General features: G+C 34.2%; 18 protein-coding genes and 1 pseudogene. 12 read left to right on the forward strand and 7 right to left on the reverse strand.

The annotated features are described in order from the left end of the window. Positions 1-115 precede the first annotated feature (115 nt). The 10 genes and pseudogenes from MKY90_RS02935 to MKY90_RS02975 all read left to right on the forward strand — a co-directional run bounded on the left by MKY90_RS02935 (position 116) and on the right by MKY90_RS02975 (position 11,234). A complete protein-coding gene (locus MKY90_RS02935) occupies positions 116-787 on the forward strand; it encodes a response regulator transcription factor (protein ID WP_002091066.1) in 672 nt (223 codons plus the stop codon). A gap of 11 nt (positions 788-798) precedes the next feature. Continuing rightward, positions 799-2,037, forward strand: coding sequence for a sensor histidine kinase (locus tag MKY90_RS02940; protein ID WP_215563928.1), 1,239 nt, complete (start codon positions 799-801; stop codon positions 2,035-2,037). A 234-nt stretch (positions 2,038-2,271) separates the two neighbouring features. After that, positions 2,272-3,093: a transporter gene (locus tag MKY90_RS02945; protein ID WP_197228174.1), complete on the forward strand. Its 822-nt coding sequence runs from the start codon at positions 2,272-2,274 to the stop codon at positions 3,091-3,093. Between the two features lie 43 nt (positions 3,094-3,136). Further along, positions 3,137-3,865, forward strand: a complete 729-nt coding sequence (locus MKY90_RS02950) for a C39 family peptidase (protein ID WP_002125127.1) — start codon at positions 3,137-3,139, stop codon at positions 3,863-3,865. A gap of 409 nt (positions 3,866-4,274) precedes the next feature. Next, positions 4,275-5,177: pseudogene (locus MKY90_RS30360) on the forward strand (HAMP domain-containing protein); the annotation flags it as partial. Positions 5,178-5,297: 120 nt separating this feature from the next. Continuing rightward, on the forward strand, positions 5,298-6,116 hold the full coding sequence (locus MKY90_RS30365; protein WP_434087954.1) for a methyl-accepting chemotaxis protein: 819 nt from the start codon (positions 5,298-5,300) through the stop codon (positions 6,114-6,116). Between the two features lie 78 nt (positions 6,117-6,194). Next, positions 6,195-7,799, forward strand: a complete 1,605-nt coding sequence (locus tag MKY90_RS02960; RefSeq protein ID WP_341090293.1) for a sensor histidine kinase — start codon at positions 6,195-6,197, stop codon at positions 7,797-7,799. Then, positions 7,796-8,503, forward strand: coding sequence for a response regulator (locus tag MKY90_RS02965; RefSeq protein ID WP_098167732.1), 708 nt, complete (start codon positions 7,796-7,798; stop codon positions 8,501-8,503). The genes MKY90_RS02960 and MKY90_RS02965 overlap by 4 nt, the downstream gene beginning before the upstream one ends. Before the next feature lie 122 nt (positions 8,504-8,625). Next, positions 8,626-9,972, forward strand: coding sequence for a 2-hydroxycarboxylate transporter family protein (locus MKY90_RS02970; protein WP_002125134.1), 1,347 nt, complete (start codon positions 8,626-8,628; stop codon positions 9,970-9,972). A 59-nt stretch (positions 9,973-10,031) separates the two neighbouring features. Further along, on the forward strand, positions 10,032-11,234 hold the full coding sequence (locus MKY90_RS02975; RefSeq protein WP_063219455.1) for an NAD(P)-dependent malic enzyme: 1,203 nt from the start codon (positions 10,032-10,034) through the stop codon (positions 11,232-11,234). Positions 11,235-11,529: 295 nt separating this feature from the next. On the opposite strand, the gene MKY90_RS02980 is transcribed toward MKY90_RS02975, so the two are convergent. Both MKY90_RS02980 and MKY90_RS02985 read right to left on the reverse strand, forming a co-directional pair. Beyond that, entirely contained in the window at positions 11,530-12,054 is a 525-nt protein-coding gene (locus tag MKY90_RS02980) for a DUF4871 domain-containing protein (protein ID WP_002010428.1), read from the reverse strand. 181 nt (positions 12,055-12,235) lie between these two features. Further along, positions 12,236-13,162, reverse strand: a complete 927-nt coding sequence (locus MKY90_RS02985) for a DMT family transporter (RefSeq protein ID WP_098167731.1) — start codon at positions 13,160-13,162, stop codon at positions 12,236-12,238. Positions 13,163-13,282: 120 nt separating this feature from the next. On the opposite strand from MKY90_RS02985, the gene pdxR reads away from it, so the two are divergent. Further along, positions 13,283-14,683, forward strand: coding sequence for a MocR-like pyridoxine biosynthesis transcription factor PdxR (gene pdxR, locus MKY90_RS02990; RefSeq protein ID WP_341090302.1), 1,401 nt, complete (start codon positions 13,283-13,285; stop codon positions 14,681-14,683). Between the two features lie 33 nt (positions 14,684-14,716). Here the strand turns inward: pdxR and MKY90_RS02995 are convergent, their stop codons facing one another. From MKY90_RS02995 to MKY90_RS03005, 3 genes are all read right to left on the reverse strand, one after another. Beyond that, positions 14,717-15,229 (reverse strand): GNAT family N-acetyltransferase, encoded by a 513-nt coding sequence (locus MKY90_RS02995; protein ID WP_000351210.1) that lies wholly within the window; start codon positions 15,227-15,229, stop codon positions 14,717-14,719. 146 nt (positions 15,230-15,375) lie between these two features. Further along, positions 15,376-16,839, reverse strand: a complete 1,464-nt coding sequence (locus MKY90_RS03000) for a sensor histidine kinase (RefSeq protein ID WP_098167729.1) — start codon at positions 16,837-16,839, stop codon at positions 15,376-15,378. 65 nt (positions 16,840-16,904) lie between these two features. Beyond that, on the reverse strand, positions 16,905-17,576 hold the full coding sequence (locus MKY90_RS03005) for a response regulator transcription factor (protein ID WP_098167728.1): 672 nt from the start codon (positions 17,574-17,576) through the stop codon (positions 16,905-16,907). A 333-nt stretch (positions 17,577-17,909) separates the two neighbouring features. Here MKY90_RS03005 and MKY90_RS03010 point away from each other — a divergent pair, with 333 nt between their 5' ends. Then, positions 17,910-18,032 (forward strand): hypothetical protein, encoded by a 123-nt coding sequence (locus MKY90_RS03010; protein ID WP_002029704.1) that lies wholly within the window; start codon positions 17,910-17,912, stop codon positions 18,030-18,032. A 362-nt stretch (positions 18,033-18,394) separates the two neighbouring features. On the opposite strand, the gene MKY90_RS03015 is transcribed toward MKY90_RS03010, so the two are convergent. Both MKY90_RS03015 and fdhD read right to left on the reverse strand, forming a co-directional pair. Continuing rightward, positions 18,395-18,901, reverse strand: a complete 507-nt coding sequence (locus tag MKY90_RS03015; protein ID WP_002010444.1) for a GNAT family N-acetyltransferase — start codon at positions 18,899-18,901, stop codon at positions 18,395-18,397. A 501-nt stretch (positions 18,902-19,402) separates the two neighbouring features. After that, positions 19,403-20,209 carry a formate dehydrogenase accessory sulfurtransferase FdhD gene (fdhD, locus tag MKY90_RS03020; RefSeq protein WP_098167727.1) on the reverse strand — a complete coding sequence of 269 codons (807 nt, stop codon included), beginning with the start codon at positions 20,207-20,209 and terminating at the stop codon, positions 19,403-19,405. Positions 20,210-20,449: the final 240 nt, after the last annotated feature.

Below are 20,449 nucleotides of genomic sequence, written 5' to 3' on the forward strand. Positions count from 1 at the left end.
ACTTTAGAAGGAAATAGTTGAAAATGAAATTACATAATATGATTACATTATTTTGTTATGAAGAGAAGAGATGCAATAATAAAGAGAGTTGAAATAGATTGTGGAAGGTGAGAATATGCGCTTACTTGTAGTAGAAGATAATGCCTCGTTATTAGAGTCTATCGTACAAATTTTACGTGATGAATTTGAAGTGGATACGGCAATGAATGGGGAAGACGGCTTGTTTTTGGCGCTGCAAAACATTTATGATGCAATTTTGCTTGATGTGATGATGCCAGAAATGGACGGATTTGAAGTGATTCAAAAAATACGTGATGAAAAGATTGAAACGCCAGTCCTGTTTTTGACAGCGAGGGATTCTTTAGAAGATCGAGTGAAAGGATTGGACTTTGGTGGAGATGATTATATTGTTAAACCGTTTCAGGCCCCTGAATTAAAAGCGAGAATTCGTGCATTACTACGCAGAAGTGGTAGTTTAACAACACAGCAGACCATTCGCTATAAAGGGATTGAATTGTTCGGAAAAGATAAAGACATTCAAGTAGATGGACAAGGTATTAAGCTGACATTAAAACAATATGAGCTACTAGAGTATCTCATTCAAAATAGCGGGAAGATTTTAATGCGTGAACAAATTTTTGATCGTGTTTGGGGATTTGATTCTGATACGACAGTAGCAATTGTAGAAGTGTATGTACATCATTTACGTAAAAAATTAGAACCATTCGGTTATCAGAAAGATATTCAAACCGTTCGTGGTATTGGATATATATTAAAAGAACAATGAGAAAGGGAAGCATGTTTCAAAAGACACGTATTCGTCTAACTATATTGAATTCGTTAGTATTTATCCTATTAATAGGTGTATTAGGTAGTATTATTTATTCGTACACATACAAGCGTACTTATAATGAAGTGGATCAATCTATAAAAATGATAACTCAGTATAGAGAAAAATTTGATGTTAAAATGCCACCACCAAGAAAACGTATAGAGAATATCAAAATTCGAGACCCACGGATAACTATAATAACTTGGAATGGAAAAATAGTGGAGATAGAAGGCGATAACCATAAATTTCGCTCTAACTTTGAAGGGGATTTGGAAAAGTTTTCTCCAAAAAAGGTAGGGGATTTGCAAGATATTGAAGTGCAAGGACGATATTTTAGAACGTTTGCGTTTCAAGAAGATGGAAAAATAGTTCAAATTGTACGTGATACAACAGCTGAAGAAGAAATGCTAAATACTTTATTTTTAATTCTCATAATAGGTTGTAGCATAGGCAGTCTATGTGCAATAGGTATCGGTTTTTTCCTAGCTGGCAGGGCACTCATACCTATTCAAAATTCATGGGAGAAACAGCAGCAATTCGTTTCCGATGCATCACATGAATTAAGAACACCGCTTGCAGTTATTCAATCAAAAACGGATGTATTATTCCAGTCCCCATCCGCTACGATAGAAGAAAAAGCCGTGGATATCTCTACAATTTCAAAAGAATGTAGGCGGCTATCGAAACTCGTTAGCAATTTATTGTTGTTAGCACGTTCGGATTCTAATCAAATTGAGATGGAAAAGAAAACATTTGAACTGGATAAGTTGTTAGAAGAAATTATAAATCCATATAAAGAAATTGCCTCTTATCAAGAAAAAGCGATGATATTAAAAGTAGAACGTGATATAACGTTTATGGGTGATAGAGAGAGAATCCATCAAATGATGGTCATATTGTTAGATAATGCGATGAAGTATACGAATGAAGAGGGGCATATTCAAATTGATTGCATACAAACGAGTAATTCAATTCGTATACGGGTGAAAGATAATGGGATAGGAGTTAAAGAAGAAGATATTCCAAATTTATTTGATCGTTTTTATCAAGGAGACAAAGCAAGAAGTATGTCAGAAGGAGCTGGGTTAGGTCTTTCAATCGCTAATTGGATTGTAGAAAAGCATTATGGAAAAATATCGGTAGAGAGCAAATGGGGAGAAGGAACTTGTTTTGAAGTGATTTTCCCTAAAAATCAAAGAATATAAGTGAGAAGACGATCTTGTTTTTACAAGGTCGTCTTTTTTTTAAGGGAAAGTTAAGAAACAACTTGTATCATGTATTACATCATGGAAACTTGTGATGGAAAGAAAAGATGTAAGTTTTTTTGAATGAACTGGATAAATCATAAGGTTATTTCTAACAGAGATGAAGTTTATGTATAGTATAAAAAAATTTATGGGAAAGCTGGAAAAAGAAAGCGTGAGAGGGAGGAAGAAGTCTTGAAAAAGAAAATGATGACGGTATTCACTATTGGAGTAATGAGTTTAAGTATATTAGGGGGTGCCTCCCCTTCTGGAATGACAAAAGGAAAGACAGATTACACGCAGCGTAGTAAAGAACAATTAAATGATGGGAAAATACATGCAATGCATACGGAAGAAAAAGCGGAAAAGTTAGGCATTGAAACGGATGGGAAAGAACAAATTACGTTAGAAAAAGAAATTCATGAGACGGAAGTAGGAAGAGAAGCTAATCAATTGGGTATCTCGGCAGAAGGGAAAGATGTTGGAATTCTTTCAGAAGAAATTTATGAAACAAAAGTGAGGCAAGAAGCGTTGAAACTAGGAATATCTATAGAGAATACGTCGATTGTGAGTTTAATTGATCAAATTAATAAGATTAAAATTAATAATGAAGCAGAAAAGCTTGGTGTTTCAACTGAAGGAAAAGAAATAGAAGAGATTGAGGAAGAAATCTACGGAACGAAAGTTAGAGAAGAAGCAGAAAAGCTAGGTATTGCTCAACAAGGAAAAGAGATGGAAGAGTTAGCACAAGAAGTGTACGAACAAAAAGTACAGGAAGAAGCAAAAAAATATCATATTGATTTATATGGCAAAGATATATATCAAGTATTAAGAGAAATAAATGAGCAAAAGGTAATAGAAATAGCAGATGAGCTAGGTATGGATAAAACGAATTTGAAGATTCAAGATTTAGCGGAGAAGATAAATCTTGAACAACCTGAAAAGGGAAAAGAGCTTAAGTTTGTTCCTATGGTTCAAACAGATGCTGATGCGTTTTATTCGTATTTAACGAATTAAAAAGGGCGTGAGAGTGATACGAAAATGGAAGTGGTATATATGTATGGCCTTACTATGTATAGGGGTATGGGGTGCATATACAAATGGAATTACAAAGTATGTAGAGAAAGTAAAGGGGTTACTATTTTCAAGTGTACAAAGTCAAAAACGAATAGAGTTTAGTAATAACGATGAAAAAGTCATGTTATCAAATGTGCCTTTAATTCAGCAATTACCAGAGTTAGATAGAGGCTGTGAAGTAACAAGTTTAGCGATGATGTTACAATACGCAGGTGTTTCTGTAGATAAGATGAAATTAGCAAATGAAATAAAAAAAGTTAATTTTATGGAAGATGGTGTACGTGGGAATCCGAATGAAGGATTTGTAGGGAATATTTATACCTTTTCTGAATCCGGATACGGTGTATATCACGGACCACTTTTTCAGTTAGCAAAAAAATATTTACCGAATAAAGCTGTGGACTTAACAGGGAAGAGTATAGAAGAAATTTATAAGAGTGTAAAAGCAGGGCACCCGGTAGTCATGATTACGAATGCAACATATGCTCCTTTAGATGAAGATGAATTTACTACATGGGAAACAAATAGTGGGGATGTTTCTATTACGTATAATGAACATTGTGTTGTACTTGTTGGGTACGATAAGGAATCTGTATATATTCGAGATCCCCTCGATGATAGCTTAGATGTAAAAGTGCCAAGAGGAAAATTTGAACAGGCATGGGTGCAGATGGGGAGTCAGGCAATTAGCTATGTAAATAACTCCAAATAAATTAGGAAGAAGAGCATGAACTATATAACTATAAGGTGAAGGATAAAGATTTAAGGAATTGTAAGAGAAGCTGTTAAAAAACAAGAGAACTTTAGCATATTATATATGCTAAAGTTCTCTTGTTTTTTAGGATTAAAATGTTTAGGAGAAGTGGATATGTAAAAATGCATAATTGACGAAAAAATTACATGTTATCATTATATATTGTTTTATACATGTTGATTGTATAAAATTACACAAGTGTTCTATTACATAAAGGAGGCTTATTATGCAAAATATATTTAACTGGGTTAAAAGTATGAGTATCAAGAAAAAATTAATCATTTCATTTTTTATTATTTTAACTATACCAGGACTTATTATCGGTGGTGTTTCATATCAAACTGCCAAAACAAATTTTGAACATCAAATGACCGATAAAGCAAAGGAGAATATTTCAGTTTTAAATACTGTTATTTCTCAAAATATAGAAGAGAAATTTGTTGATGCGACGTACTTTTCAGACATCTTAACAGAGGATACATATCCAAATGGACAAGAAGAAATAGTAAGAACGAAGTTAGCACAATATATAAAGCTTCATCCAGAAGTAGAAGGTATTTATATTGGAACGCAGACGGGTAAGTTTATAAGAGAACCATTTATTCAAATGTCTGATGGCTATAACCCAACAGATAGATCATGGTATAAAGAAGCGCATGAAAATAAGGGAAAGGTAATTGTTACTGCACCGTATCAATCAGCATCTACAAAAAATATGGTAGTGACAATTGCTAAAGAAGTAAAAGATGGTAAAGGTGTTATAGGTATTAACTTGAATTTGGATAACATCCTCAAGGTTTCAAAAATGATTAATATTGGTGAAAAAGGCTATGCAGTTATTTTAGATCAAAATAAGCAAATTGTTAGTCATCCGTCTAGAAAGCCAGGTTCAAAGGTTACTGATCCTTGGATTAAACCAATTTATGAAGACAAACAAGGAAATGTATCTTATACAGAACAAGATGATAAAAAGAATTTAATCTTTACAACAAATGAGAAAATAGGATGGAAAATAGTTGGAGTTATGTTTGACGAAGAAATTATGCAAGCTGCCAGTCCAGTGTTTTATAAGACTTTGATTGTCATAGCTATCGCTATTGCATTTGGTAGTGTATTAATTTATTTCATTACAAATTCTATTACAAGGCCATTACGACAAATAGCTGAATCGGCACATAAAATTAGTAAGGGAGATTTAACAGAAAAAATTACAATCCATTCCAAGGATGATATAGGGAAACTAGGGAATGCATTTAATGAAATGTCTACGTCTTTACAAGATGTGATCACCCAAATTAGCTTTTCAGCAGAACATGTTGCAGCATCGGCAGAAGAGTTAACAGCGAGCGTACAGCAAGCGAATGATGCGACAGATCAAATTACAATTGCAATGGAACAAGTATCAGGTGGGGCTGAATCACAAAGCCAAGGTGTTGAAGAAGGCGCGGCTACATTACAACAAGTAAATACAGCAATTCAAGATGTAACTGGAAGCGCAGAGTCAATTTCTATTTCCTCATTACATGCGCGAGAAAGAGCTGAAGAGGGAGAAGATTTAGTTGAACAAACCGCAAAACAAATGCAGTCTATTTCTAGGTCGGTATCCCAGTCAGATGCTATTATTAAACTTCTTGATGAGAAATCAAAGCAGGTAGGAGCTATTTCTGAAGCAATTCAAAACATTGCTACTCAAACGAACTTATTAGCTTTAAATGCAGCTATTGAAGCGGCAAGAGCAGGGGAACAGGGCCGAGGCTTTGCTATTGTAGCAGATGAAGTAAGAAAGTTAGCAGAGCAATCAGGAGAGTCATCCGGAGAAATCGCGAATTTAATTACGGAAATTAAGGCTGATATTGAACATACTGTTAAGGCAATGGATAATGTGAGTGGGGAAGTTCAACAAGGCTTAGATGTTGTAACAAAAACGAAAGTAAGTTTTACAGAAATTTTAAGTTCTACTACTCATATTGTTTCTCAAGTTAATCAAATGGTAGAAACAACGAAGAGTATAGCTGGAGATGCAAACGAAGTAACAAATGCTATTGATGAAATTGCAGCGGCGGCAGAAGAAAATACAGCTAGTATGCAAAGTGTTGCAGCTTCAACAGAAGAACAAGTAAATTCGATGGAAGAAATTAGTTCGGCTTCGCAAAACTTAGCTGAGATGGCCGAAGAACTACAAGCAATGACTAGTAAATTTAAAGTATAATAACAGCAAATAAGTAAGGTGAAAATAATATCACCTTACTTATTTTTATATTCAGTAATTAGGGGAGTCATTAACGGGATGAAAAAAAGAAAAAGACTATGGAATTTATGGAAAACGATTACATTGTTAGTTTGTACGGTTGTAATTTTTTCTTTACTTGTTACAGATATATTAATTAGTCATAATGTAGAGCGGACAACGGAGGATAGCCAGGCAGAGAAAGCGAAAACAATTGCACATATTGTGGCGAATGATTCAGTTGTAATCAATGGTTTGATTGGGAAAGCAGATACTTCAGCAATCCAAACGTATACAAATAGGATATTAAAAAATACAGGTGTTCAATTTATTGTAGTTATGGATATGGATGGAATAAGAAAATCTCATCCAAATCCTCAAAAAATAGGTCATCATTTTATTGGGGGAGATGAAGGACCTGCATTGAAAGGGAAGGAACATGTATCGCTAGCAGAAGGAACTTTAGGTATTTCAATGCGAGTGTTTGTACCAATATTTTCTGAAACAGGGGAACAGCTTGGAGCAGTAGCTGTCGGTATTTCAGCAGATAATGTAAAAGAAAGAGTTAAGCAAAGTAGACATATTATTTATATTGGTGTCGGAGTTGGAGTATTAGTTGGGATTATAGGAGCAATATTGCTAGCTAGACATATAAAGAAAAGTTTATTTGGTCTTGAGCCGCATAGGATAGCAAAAATTCTTGAAGAAAGAAATACGATGTTGCTTTCGGTGAAAGAAGGTATTATTGCTGTAGATAAAGAGGCGAATGTAACTTTAATAAATAATGAAGCGAAACGGCTATTTAAAAAAAGTGGACTGGAAGAAGACTTTATTGGTAAAGATGTTGAATTGTATATGCCAAATTCACGTATAAAAGAAGTGTTGCAAACAGGCGAGGTACAATTAAACGAAGAACAAAATATTTACGGAATTACGATTGTCACAAATCGTGTTCCTTTATATGTAAAAGGAGAAATAGTTGGCGCGATCGCAACATTTCGTGATAAAACAGAAATTAGAAACTTAGCAGAGGAACTAACTGGTATTAGGCTATATGCGGAAGCGTTACGGGCACAATCTCATGAATTTATGAATAAAATGCATGTCGTATTAGGGCTCACACATATGAAACAGTATGAAGAATTGCAGAAATATGTAAGTAGTATGGTATCAGAGCATCAATATGAAATTGGTGGGGTTATGAAAAGAATAAAAAGTCCAGTATTTGCTGGTTTTTTACTAGGTAAACTTAGCTATGCTAGGGAGAAAAATATAAAGTTAATTATAAGTGAAGATTCTTACTTGCCGGAAATATATGATGAAAGTATTACTCATGAACTTATTACGATTGTAGGGAACTTAATAGATAATGCATTAGAGGCAGTGATACATTGCAAAAAGAAACAAGTTGAAGTTGGGATACAATATCAGAATGCATTAACTATTACAGTGCAAGATACGGGGAAAGGTATAGAAGAAGACGCAGTGGATGCATTATTTACAAAAGGTTATTCCACAAAAGGGGATAATCGCGGTTATGGTTTGTATCTTGTAAAAGAAAGTATACAGCGAATAAATGGGGAGATTCACATTTCCTCCTTATTAGGAGAGGGAACAACGATAACAATTGAAATACCTAAAGGTAGGGATGAGAAGCAAATATGATTAAAGTTTTAATTGTAGAAGATGATCCGATGGTTGCGATGTTAAATACGCATTATTTAGAGCAAGTGGGAGGGTTTGAACTTGTCCATGCAGTTAACTCAGTTAAAGAAGCGATAGAAGTGTTAGAGAAGTCACGAGTAGACTTCATATTACTTGATATTTTTATGCCTGAGGAGACTGGATTTGAGCTTTTAATGTATATTCGAAATCAAGAAAAAGAAATTGATATTATGATGATTTCAGCTGTACATGATATGGGAAGTATTAAAAAAGCATTACAATATGGAGTTGTAGACTATCTAATTAAACCATTTACATTTGAACGCTTTAAGGAAGCATTAACGGTGTATCGAGAAAAATTTACTTTCATGAAAGAACAACAAAAAATTAGTCAATCGGAATTAGATTCATTAATTTTGCAAAAAGAAAAAAGAGAATCTTTTGTTAATAAAGAACTTCCAAAGGGATTAACAAAACAAACATTGCAATTAATTTGGAAGAAAATCAAATCACTTAATGGACAAGCATTTACAACTGATGAAATGGCACAATTAGTAGGGGTTTCGAGAGTTTCTATTCGAAAGTATGTAATGTTTTTGACTGAAATCGGAGTATTAGAGAATGAAATGGTGTATCAAAATGTGGGAAGACCGGTGAGTAAATTAAGGTGTATTGACCAAAATAAAATAGACTTTTACGTATAAGCGACTTATTATAGGTCGCTTATACTTTTTTTAATTACAAAAGTAGTTACAAAACTTACAAAAACTATTTTTACTATTGAAAGCGTTTTAATATTGTTATTAAGAAAACAAGGGGGTGCCATATGGGAATTCAAAAGAATGTGGAAGCGGTATCATTTTCTGAAGGCAATGAATTGAAAAGTGAATCTTTCGCTTCTAAAATTATGAACGTTAAAATCGGTGTTATACCTTTACCGTTATATGTAGTATTGGCTGCTATTATTTATGGAGCATCTGTATATAATAAATTGCCAGCAGATATGATTGGTGGTTTTGCAGTTATTATGATCATGGGTATTTTCTTAGGTGACATTGGGATGAGAATTCCAATATTAAAAAATATCGGTGGTCCAGCAATTCTCTCATTATTTATTCCATCGTTACTTGTATTTTTTAACTGGATGAATCCAGCTTCAATGGAAGCTGCGACTATGTTAATGAAAAAATCGAACTTTTTATATTTATATATTTCTTGTTTAGTAGTTGGAAGTATTTTGGGAATGAACCGTAAAGTGTTAGTACAAGGTTTCGTTCGTATGTTTATTCCTTTAGTAGTAGGAACGTTAGCTTCTGTAGCAGTGGGCTTATTAGTCGGTTCACTATTTGGATTTGAAATGAAGCAGACATTTTTCTTTATCATCGTACCAATTGTGAGTGGTGGTATCGGAGAAGGGATTTTACCATTGTCGCTAGCTTATAGTGATATTTTAAATGAATCATCAGCAACGTTTGTATCACAGCTTATTCCGGCAGCTATTATTGGGAATATGTTTGCAATCGTGAGTGCAGGGTATATGAAGCGTTTAGGTGAGAAGAGACCTGAGCTTAGTGGTAACGGTGTATTAGTAAAAACAGACAATCAAGCAGATTTATTAAAGGAGCAAAATACAGAAAAACCAATTGATTTCTCATTAATGGGAGCAGGATTATTGATTGCATGTACATTCTTTATTTTCGGAGGATTCGCTTCTAAGTTTATCGGTATTCCAGGAGCAATCATTATGATTTTTTCAGCGGCAATTGTGAAGTACTTTAATCTAATGCCAGCAAAAATGGAGCAAGGAGCATTCCATTTATATAAATTCATTTCAAAGAATTTAACATGGCCATTAATGGTCGGTTTAGGATTGCTATATATTCCTTTAAAAGACGTAGCAGCAGTTCTTTCGGTAGGATATGTTGTTGTGTGCGCATCGGTTGTTCTTACAATGGTAGCGTCAGGTTTTCTTGTAGGGAAAGTGATGAAAATGTATCCAGTTGAATCAGCGATTGTAACTGGATGTCATAGTGGTTTAGGTGGAACTGGAGATGTTGCTATTTTATCAGCTTCAAATCGTATGGAATTAATGCCGTTCGCACAAATTTCAACGCGTTTAGGTGGGGCTGCAATGGTCGTAACAGCGACAATTTTATTAAAAATGTTTTCATGATCAAACAAGCTAGCTATATTCATATAGCTAGCTTGTCAAATTAAGGGGAGATTATAAGTATGTTAGAAAAACAAATTAATGAAAGATCATTGTTATTGCATAAAGAGTTAGTAGGGAAAATTGAAATTACAAGTAAAGTAGAAGTGAATACAGCGGACGATTTAAGTTTGACTTATACACCGGGGGTAGCAGAGTCTTGTAAAGCAATTGCGGCAGATGAGGAAACAGCCTATGACTATACAGCACGTGGTAATATGGTTGCAGTTGTTTCAGATGGAACTGCAGTACTTGGTTTAGGGAATATTGGACCGAAAGCGGCTATGCCTGTTATGGAAGGGAAAAGTATTTTATTTAAAAAGTTTGCGAATGTAGATGCTTTCCCGTTATGTTTAGGGACGACTGATGTGGATGAAATCGTTACCCTTGTTAAAAATTTAGAGCCTACATTTGCAGGAATTAATTTAGAAGATATTGCAGCACCACGTTGCTTTGAAATTGAAAGACGATTAAAAGAAGAAACGAATATTCCTGTATTCCATGATGATCAACATGGGACGGCTATTGTCGTTTTAGCAGCTGTTATTAATGCATTAAAAGTTGTAAGTAAACAAATGGACGATGTGAAAATTGTTATTAACGGTGCGGGTTCGGCAGGAATTGCAATTGGAAAATTATTATTAAAAGCTGGCGCAAAATACATTACGTTAGTTAGTTTAGAAGGTATTGTTTGTGAAGGTGAAACATGGATGAACGAAGCGCAAATCGAAGTTTCAAAGAAGACAAATCGAGAATATGTACGTGGAACATTAAAGGAAGCGATTCATCAAGCTGATATTTTCATCGGTGTATCTGCTCCAAACGTATTAACGAAAGAACTTATACAGACGATGAACGAGAAACAAATTGTGTTTGCAATGGCGAATCCAATCCCAGAAATATTCCCAGAGGACGCATTAGCAGCTGGAGCTGCTGTAGTTGGAACTGGTCGTTCTGATTATTCAAATCAAGTAAATAATGTATTAGCGTTCCCTGGTATATTCCGTGGTGCATTAGACGTACGCGCGACTGATATTACAGAAGAGATGAAATTAGCAGCAGCATATGGGATCGCTAACATAATTACGGACGAAGAGCGTAATGCGAATTATGTAATTCCAAATCCATTAGATAAAAGAGTTGTTCCAAGTGTTGCAGAAGTAGTAGCGAAAGCAGCCATTGATTCAGGTGTGGCACAGCTTACGAAAATGCCAAGTTATAAATAGTCAAAAGCAGCGCCTTAAAAAGGCACTGCTTTTTTTTGAGATAAGAAATCAAAATAATGAAGAAGTGTAAATTTATTCAAGCCCCGTTCATTATTTATTTAACTCCATTGCAACTTGTTTACCATTTATTAAAACCTCAGTTACTGCTACGATCACTTCTATCATTTTTTTTCATCTCTCATCTCTCCTCGCGTCATTTCTTACTTTAAGTATAAGAGAAGAGAGATAATCCACCTATCGAAGTACGTGACGTAGAAATTACATTGTTGTAAGGAAGTGTTTCAGTTTTGTCACTTTATTCGGCATTGATTACAAATTGATCATAATATCTTTCATTCACATATATATTTAATACCCATAATCCAGATGAAGGTAGTGACATTACGAGAGGGAGTTCCTTTACGGTTGTATCGACTGTATTTGAAGTAGTCCAAGTTTGTTTGGAGGTTTCTTTTTGAAAGAGTACTGGTGTTGGAGTTGTAGTTCCTTGTTTTAACGCGATAATAGATAGTTTTCCAGTTGGCATTTCAGGATCCAGGAAGAACCACATTATTTCATTTTGCTCATTTGCGATAATAGAGCTATCAGCCATTGCAATTTTTCTTTCAATGCCTTTTAACGGTATTTTTCCTTCTACGAATGATGGTGCTTCTTCCCAATTTACATCTTTTAAGACACTAAGGTGAAAAAAGGAAGGTGCGTTAATTTGAGAGGATGACGTTTCTATTACTTCTTTTTTAGGTACATTTGAATCGGGTTGCGATTGCGCGCAGCCAGTAATGAGGAAGGAGAAAAGTAGCATAGTTCCGATTTTTTTCATGGTGCCACACTCCTAATTTTTATTGTTAGTGTAATTGTATTTGCTAGAAGACGAGACAATTCCTTTAAATCATAAAAAGAGGTCGTAAGTTTTGTACGACCTCTTTTGACATTTTCTATCCCAATTGGTGAGGGCTAATAATCAGTGGGGGATGGAACCCCCCACTGATTAAAGTTTCACTTTATATTTGTTCAGTTGAAAAGGTGGGTTCTCTCTCTTTTTGAGGCATTGTTAAGAAAATAACAGAAAGGACGATACATACTCCGCCTAATAATTGATATGCTCCAAAAGATTCATTAAGCCAAGCGATTGAAACGATGGCAGCTACAAGTGGTTCAATGCTAGATAAAATACTTGTTTCTGTTGCTGCTAAATATTTAAGACTCCCGATATAAAGAAGGAAAGAAAGAGTGCCACTTATAATGATAAGAATAAGCATAGAAAAAGTTTGAAGTGTGAAAGTTTGCGAAATCTGATTCCACCCAAAAGAACGATTACAAATAAGCAGTGCAATCCCTCCAATTAACATCCCCCAGCCAATTACTATAGTTGTTCCGCATTCTTTAATAAGGGAAGCCGGATAAAGGGTATAAAACGCAAAACCAATCGCTGTTAATAGGCCGAAAGTAATAGCTGCTTTAGATAAAACAATATTTTCAATTGAACCGTTTGTAATAATAAAGTATGTCCCTGTTAGAGCAGTTATAATTGCGAGTATTTGCATAGAAGCAGGGAATTTTCTTTGCTCAAATGCAACATACATTGTAATAAGAACAGGGCCTAGAAATTGAAAGAGTGTTGCTGTGACCGCATTACTAATATGAACTGTTTCGATAAAAGCGTACTGCGCACCAAGCATGCCAAGAATAGAGAAAATAATAAGCTGTATAGAATGTCTAGGGTGTTTCCAAATTTGAAATATGTTTTGTTTCTTTATTAGTAAGAAAGACAAAATAAATATTCCTGCAAGCAACAAGCGAATTGTTAAAAAATCAAGTGATGATACGTTAGTATGTTGAAATAGCCATTGAATCATCGGTCCAGATAATCCCCATAATGTGGCTCCTGTAATAATCATAATAAGTCCAATACGTCTACTTTTGTTCATGATCATGCATCTCCTCTTTAGTATTTGATTTTTTATGTGTGACATGATAAAAGGAATTATATATAAAATCTGGTACTGTAAAAAGTATCAGATTTTAGTTTTATTAAGGGGTCAGATATTATGTTAGAATTAACGCCTCATTTAAATATGAATAGTAAGAAGGCATTGTATGTGCAGTTGTATGAGTATATAAAAAAAGAAATTAAAGATGGAACGATTCTATCTTTTACGAAATTACCGGCTAAGCGAAAGTTAGCAACACATTTACAAGTAAGTAAAAATACAGTAGAGGCGGCTTACGAGCAATTACTTGCAGAAGGTTATATTGAGTCAATTTCGAGAAAAGGTTATTTTGTATGTAAGGTTGAGCAAATGGTTCATGTAGAAGAAAACGAAGAGAGAATAGAAGAAGTATCCTTTCAGGAGAGGGATTATAAATTTGATTTCACACAAACAGGAGTCGATACAAATGCTTTTCCGTTCAATATGTATCGGAAAATTATAAATGACGTATGGCAGCCTCATAATAATGAGTTGCTCTTTCTTGGTCACCCACAAGGAGAATGGAGCTTAAGAGAAGAAATTGCGAACTATTTGTATGAATCTAGAGGTGTGCGTTGTGCAGCTAGTCAAATCGTATTAGGAGCGGGAACACAAATATTAGTGAAACTACTGTTTCAATTATTAAAGGGAAGTAATTATGCAGTTGAAAATCCAGGATATCATAGAAAAATGGTTGTTTTTGAACAGGGAGAAAAAAGAGTTCAAATGTTATCTTTGGATAGAGATGGGATTTGTATTGTAGATTTAGAGAATAGTGATGCGAACGTTGTATTTGTTACTCCTTCGCATCAGTTTCCGTACGGAATGATTATGCCTATCACGAGAAGGATGCAGCTTTTACAATGGGCGAAGAAAGAAGAAGGTAGGTATATTATTGAAGATGATTACGATAGTGAATTTCGTTATTCGGGAAAACCTATACCGGCACTGCAAGGGTTAGATACAGACGGGAAAGTTATTTATATGGGGACGCTATCTAAAGCATTGTTGCCATCATTACGGATGAGCTATATGGTGTTACCAAAGAAATTGATTAAAAAGTATCAACAACAATATTTATTTTATACACAAAGTGTTTCAAGAATGGATCAAGAAGTGATTAGAAGGTTTTTAAGTGAAGGGTATTGGGAAAAACATATTCATAAAATGCGTGTCGTCTATCGAAAGAAGAGAGATCGACTTGTTTTTGAACTAGAAAAGTACTTCTCAAATCGTGTTGAAGTGATAGGAGAAGATTCAGGATTGCACATTTTATTAAAGGTGCATAATGGAATGCGGGAAGAAGAATTAATTAAAGAAGCTGCGAAACATAGTATCAAAATATACCCTGTGTCTACGTACTATAAAGACGGTACTGCACCTGAAAATATAGTGCTACTTGGATTTGCGATTTTATCAGAAGAAGAAATTGCGAAAGCGATTCAATTATTAAATAAGGCATGGTTTATAAAAAAGTAAAAAACATCCTCATAAATGCGAGGATGTTTTTTATTATTTTTCTTCATCTAGGAAAAGAACCATATGCTCTTCATCCCAATATTGTCCGTTATATTTTAATGAACGTTCTTGCACACCAAATGTTTTAAACCCTAATGACTCGTAAAGTTTTTTTGCACCATCGTTGCCAACAACAACATCAAGCATAACTTGCTCTACTTCTAAAGATTTAGCAAGCTCAAGACATTCTTTAATAAGTGCTTTTCCCGCTCCAAGTCCGCGTGCTTTTGGAGACACGTATACTGAACCAATTTTCGCTTTATGTTCTTGTTTTACATATGGTTTCGTTTCCAGTGTTGCAACTCCGATTAATTCTCCATCTTTAAATGCACCTAGTGTATAGTTCTCATCTTGTGCTAATTTTTGGGCTTTATATTCAATAGCACACTCTTTATTAATAATATCTTCATAAGAAGAGCTGAAAGCTTCCGGGTTTTGTTTTAACCCTTCTACTCGAAGTTCTAAGTAAATTTCTGCTTCGTCTTTTGTTAATACATGGATATCCAATTATATCACCCTCCAAATCTTTGACAGTTGTACCTATATTTTATATTGAAATAAGAATAATTTCAAAAGCTTAGCTTATAATAGTTGGTTTTATAAATAAAATAGCACCAGTAGTGTTGACTACTACTGGTGATTTCACGCATATATTATACAAATGGTAATTCAATTATAAATTCTGTTCCGACTTCTAATTCGCTTTTAACTTCAATAGAACCATTATGAAGTTCTACAATTTCTTTTGCAACAGCCAGTCCGATACCTTTTCCACCTGTAGCTCGTGTTCTGGATTTATCGACACGGTAAAAGCGATCAAAAACATGTGGGATATCTTCTTTTGGAATACCTTCACCTTCATCTTGTACACTTATTGTAAAAGTATTCGCACTGGTTAGTACACGTATTATTATAGAAGTGTTTTCTGGTGAATGTTGATAAGCATTGTGTAATAAATTTAACATAACTTGTTCCATACGTCTTTCGTCTATGCAAACTTCTAAATCATCTTTGCAATGTACATGGAGTTGCATTTGTTTGTTTGTTAATGTTGTTTTTGTTTTTTCAACCATTCGTTCTAAAAATGGTTGAAGAATTACTTTTTGTTTTTTTATAACAAACTGGTGTTGCTCTAATTGTACAAGCATAAATAAATCTTGTACGAGATCGGTTACACTATCCGTTTCGTCTTCAATGATTTGTAAGTATTCTTCACGTTCTTCTTTCGTTAGAGAATCTCTTTTTGCTACCTTTGCATAACCTTTCATATAGGTTAATGGAGTTAGTAATTCATGCGCTACACTAGCGAGAAATTCGTTTCGTTCTTTTTTCATATACGTAAGTTCACTAGATAAATCTTCAATCGTTTTTGCTAAGCTTCCAAGTTCATCATTTCGTTTAATTCCTAATTGAATCGGCTTATTTAATTTTGACATTTTTTCTGTCGCCCGCTTCATTTTTATAAGCGGTTCTGTAATAACACGAGAAAAAACAAAGACAGAAATAGTAGTTAAAATAATTGTCAAAACACTAATGATAAGAAATTGATTCATGAGTTTAAGTAACATATTTTCTAAGAAAGATGTCTTTAATAACATATATAACTTACCTTGAAATCCTTGAATTTCCAGCGGGCTTACTGTTGAGATGAATTTTGATTTTTTCCAGTTTTTTTCAACGATTAATCCACCTTCTGGGATAGTCTCAGTTTTACAAGTAAGTTGTTTTTGCATTTCTTTCGTTACGGGTTCTGAGGTAGAAATAATTTTGCCGTTATTGTCTGTTATAATGATAGCTATATCAGAGTTAGCAATTAATTCTGATTCAACTAAGTGTTCAGCCTCAGTGTTGATATCAAACTCGGGGTACACAGCACGTTTAGGTCGTTTACTGTGTTCAGCGCTTTCTGTGAGTTGCCTTTCTTTAGAATATGCACCCCACTTCGCGCGGTTTTTAATCATTTTACTATAGCGATTTCCTTTCTCTAAAAGAGCAAGAGTTTCCTCTTCAATGCGTATGTTTGAAAGGTTCTTATAAAAAGATACGAAGGCAATTGTTTCAATACATAAAGCTAATATTAAAAAGTATGTCCCAACTTTAAGGGAAAGTTTGCTCATTTTCTCACCATACCTTATTTCATATAAAGGGCCAGTGGTCAACTATTGTCCACTGACCAAATTAATTATTCACTTTTCCATTTATATCCTACTTTATAGACTGTTTCTAAGTAATCTTCAACTGGAAATCCTTTTTTGCGTAACTTATCCCGTATATTACGAATATGTGAATCGATAGTTCTGTATTCGATGTCTGTTTGATATCCCCAAATCTTTTCGATTAAATCGTCTCGGCTGTAGGCACGGTTTGTATTTTGTAAAAATAGTCCGAGCAACGAAAATTCAATAGGAGTTAGTGAGATTTTTTCATTATAAACTGTAACAGTATGTTTCGTTTTATCCCACTCAATACCATTGAAGCTAACAAAGCCATCTTTCTTTGTGCGACGTAATATAGCCTCGATTCGCGCGACTAATACATGCTCATCGAATGGTTTTGTAATGTAGTCATCTGCTCCCATAGTCAGACCTTTGATCATATCATAATTTTGGTTGCGAGCTGTTAGCATAATAATTGGAACGTTGGAAATTTGACGGATTTGATAGCAAGTATCCCACCCATCCATATTCGGCATCATAACATCTAATAAAATAATATCGAAGTCCTTTTGTTCGATTAATTCTAGCGCTTCAAGGCCAGAAGTAGCTTTCATACAAAAATAGCCACGAGGGCTTAAGAACAGATCTAACAATCGTAACATACGTTCTTCATCGTCTACTAATAAAATTTTCACCATAATCTTGTGCACCCCAAACTATTCATTCTACTTGTATAGTTTACATGAAAATAATAAAAAACTCTTTTTATGTGATTGAATGGATGGCTGATTTTTTCAATCAGGGCAATTGACATAAAAAATGCACTAGTTTTGCACAACTATTTTTTATAATAGAAAACGTAGCGACACAAATACCCTATGTTGCGACATAACGTCATGTCATTTTATTTATAAAATGACAATTCCATTCTATTGTGTATGTGAGATAGAGAGGGTTTTCGTATTCACCTCGCATCGGATAAGAAAAATTTCCTATCTCACACTTTTTTTTTTATAAAGGGGATTGTACACATGAGTAAAAAAGTAGAACGTTTACAAAAAGAAAAGCAAGATCGTAATGCGATTGTAATGTGTGTTGCGGTATCTATGCTTATTATGATAAGTTGTGTAAATAAATTTTTCGGGATTTTATAATAGAAAAAAAGCTTATTGCTTCTTAAGAAGCAATAAGCTTTTTTAATGTGTTCTATATAATAAACCAGGGTAGAATTGCCAGTCCAGAAGTTACAATTGCTGTAGCAAATATTAAAAAGATAGCTTGTTTTTTTTGTTTCATGTTACATTCTCCTCTACATATCAATTGCATGCTATACGTTCATTTAATAATTAGCGGGAGACGGATCCTCCTCGCTGAGTGAAGTTTCACTTTATATTTTTAGTATAACGAATGGAAAGGATTGGAACGATCGATAAAGGTGACATGAAGATTACATTGTTGTAATGAAAAAAGCATCTTAATTAATAAGAAGATGCTTTTGAAAAATTATATTAAAATGTTAATTATTTAAGAATAAAACCATATGCTCTTCGTCCCAATATTGGCCATTATGTTTTAAGGACCGTTCTTGCACACCGTAAGTTTGGAAGCCGAGGGACTCATATAATTTTTTTGCAGCAGTGTTATCAGCGACAACATCAAGCATAAGCTGTTCTACATGTAATTTATCGGCATTTTCAATAATCGCTTTAATTAAAGCTCGTCCTGCACCGAGGCCACGCGCTTTTGGAGAAACAAAAACTGAGCCGATTTTTGCCTTATGCTCTTGCTTAATAAATGGCTTTGTTTCTAGAGTAGCAATACCGATTAAATCATTATCTTTGAAGACACCTAGAGTATACTTATCCGGATTGCTTAATCGCTTTGCCATAGCAGCGACAGGGTTTTCCTGTTTAAGAACATCTTCATAAGAAGAGCTAAAAGCCTCAGGGTTTTTCATTAAACCTTCCATACACACTTTCAAATAAATTTCTGCATCCTCTGTTGTTAATAAGCGAATTTCCATAGTTGTAACCTCCTAGATTGATTCAAATTTAATTCATTAACTTTGTAAGATTAAGTTTAGTTAAATGTATTCTGTGACTATTCTTTCTTAATTTGTAAAAGAATGAAAAGATTATGCTACTATGTTTTCATTTTATTTATCCCGCTATTTGTGGGCAGTAAAACTCCTACCTCAAAATTCGGCTGGAGCAAAGAAGTTAGGTGGGAGCCCTGCTGCCCGTAAAAGCCCGATTGGTGAAGGCTAATAATCAGTGGGGGATGAACACCTCCCACTGATTATAGTTTCACTTTATGTAATGAAATTATATATTAACTTTATTAACTATTCAAGGTTTTAATATGTTACATTTTTATAACTAAAATTTCCGCTTTGTAAAGGAGTCATTTTTATCCAACTATTCGTGGGAGTCGGATTGCAAGTAAAAGCCCGATTGGTTGGGCTAATAATCAGTGAGGAGGGAAAAACCCTCCACTGATTAAATTTTCACTTTCTTTTACGTATTCAATCGTTTATTTTGTAGCCATCGATTCGTTCCGGATGTGTATAAATATTGCAAGATCCATTTCGAATAAATCCTACTACGGTAATACCTAAATCGTGGGCGAGTTGCAGAGCTAGTTTAGTTGGAGCTGATTTAGATAGAACAATTTCGCAACCTATTTTTGAAACCTTCAACAAAATTTCAGATGAGATGCGTCCGCTAAACGCAATGATTTTCCCTTGAACAGAGATATTGTTTCGTAAACAATGACCGTATATTTTATCTAGCGCATTATGTCTTCCGATATCCATTCTTGATAAAAGAATGTTATTTCGATCGCATAAAGCGGTATTATGCACACCACCCGTTTGGCGAAATGTAGTTGAAGATTCTTGTAAGGAAGTCATTAGGTGAAAACATTCTTCCGGAGTAATAGTTATATGTATATCATGTAACTTTTTTGCTTTTGCTGCATCGTTGACGAAAACAAAACCTTGTCTACTTTTCCCGCAACAAGAAGTTACGTACCGTTTATTATATAAAGTTTGATAGAGCGGATTAATTTTTGACGATTTTACATGGACAATTCCGTTTTCTTTTTGGATCCATAATTCTTCAATATCTTTATAAGAAGAAATAATTCCTTCAGAAATTAAAAAACCGGTTACCATATCTTCAATGTAATTAGGAGTGCATACAACTGTTACGTATTCTTCGCTATTTAATTTAATTGTAATGGGAGATTCCGTAACAACCTCATCGGTTTGTTTTGAAAATGTACCAGATTGATAACGTACAATTGTATATGTTTCTTGAATAGGCCCCATATTAAATTCCCCTTTATATGTATTTTTCCCCATATTTATCATAAAACATCGAAAAAACAAAAGCATCTACTAACAAGAAGATGGCAGATTATTTTGGTTATTATTGTATATGTACGATATAATAGATTTGTAGAATAGCGACATTTTCAAGCTTTCGTAGTTATACCTTATAACATCTAGAATCGACTTCCAAAGGAAAGTATTTCAACAGGGCGCTTCAAAAATATGTACAACACAATT

It is taken from the genome of Bacillus sp. FSL P2-0099, assembly GCF_038007445.1.
Lineage (GTDB): Bacteria > Bacillota > Bacilli > Bacillales > Bacillaceae_G > Bacillus_A > Bacillus_A mycoides.

What these genes read in the sequence shown, in the direction of transcription:
- MKY90_RS02935 (WP_002091066.1), top strand. Translation starts at nt 116, where the DNA reads ATGCGCTTACTTGTAGTAGAAGATAATGCCTCGTTATTAGAGTCTATC.
- MKY90_RS02940 (WP_215563928.1), top strand. Translation starts at nt 799, where the DNA reads ATGTTTCAAAAGACACGTATTCGTCTAACTATATTGAATTCGTTAGTA.
- MKY90_RS02950 (WP_002125127.1), top strand. Translation starts at nt 3,137, where the DNA reads ATGGCCTTACTATGTATAGGGGTATGGGGTGCATATACAAATGGAATT.
- MKY90_RS30365 (WP_434087954.1), top strand. Translation starts at nt 5,298, where the DNA reads ATGGAACAAGTATCAGGTGGGGCTGAATCACAAAGCCAAGGTGTTGAA.
- MKY90_RS02960 (WP_341090293.1), top strand. Translation starts at nt 6,195, where the DNA reads ATGAAAAAAAGAAAAAGACTATGGAATTTATGGAAAACGATTACATTG.
- MKY90_RS02965 (WP_098167732.1), top strand. Translation starts at nt 7,796, where the DNA reads ATGATTAAAGTTTTAATTGTAGAAGATGATCCGATGGTTGCGATGTTA.
- MKY90_RS02970 (WP_002125134.1), top strand. Translation starts at nt 8,626, where the DNA reads ATGGGAATTCAAAAGAATGTGGAAGCGGTATCATTTTCTGAAGGCAAT.
- MKY90_RS02975 (WP_063219455.1), top strand. Translation starts at nt 10,032, where the DNA reads ATGTTAGAAAAACAAATTAATGAAAGATCATTGTTATTGCATAAAGAG.
- MKY90_RS02980 (WP_002010428.1), bottom strand. Translation starts at nt 12,054, where the DNA reads ATGAAAAAAATCGGAACTATGCTACTTTTCTCCTTCCTCATTACTGGC.
- MKY90_RS02985 (WP_098167731.1), bottom strand. Translation starts at nt 13,162, where the DNA reads ATGAACAAAAGTAGACGTATTGGACTTATTATGATTATTACAGGAGCC.
- pdxR (WP_341090302.1), top strand. Translation starts at nt 13,283, where the DNA reads ATGTTAGAATTAACGCCTCATTTAAATATGAATAGTAAGAAGGCATTG.
- MKY90_RS03000 (WP_098167729.1), bottom strand. Translation starts at nt 16,839, where the DNA reads ATGAGCAAACTTTCCCTTAAAGTTGGGACATACTTTTTAATATTAGCT.
- MKY90_RS03005 (WP_098167728.1), bottom strand. Translation starts at nt 17,576, where the DNA reads ATGGTGAAAATTTTATTAGTAGACGATGAAGAACGTATGTTACGATTG.
- MKY90_RS03010 (WP_002029704.1), top strand. Translation starts at nt 17,910, where the DNA reads ATGAGTAAAAAAGTAGAACGTTTACAAAAAGAAAAGCAAGATCGTAAT.
- MKY90_RS03015 (WP_002010444.1), bottom strand. Translation starts at nt 18,901, where the DNA reads ATGGAAATTCGCTTATTAACAACAGAGGATGCAGAAATTTATTTGAAA.
- fdhD (WP_098167727.1), bottom strand. Translation starts at nt 20,209, where the DNA reads ATGGGGCCTATTCAAGAAACATATACAATTGTACGTTATCAATCTGGT.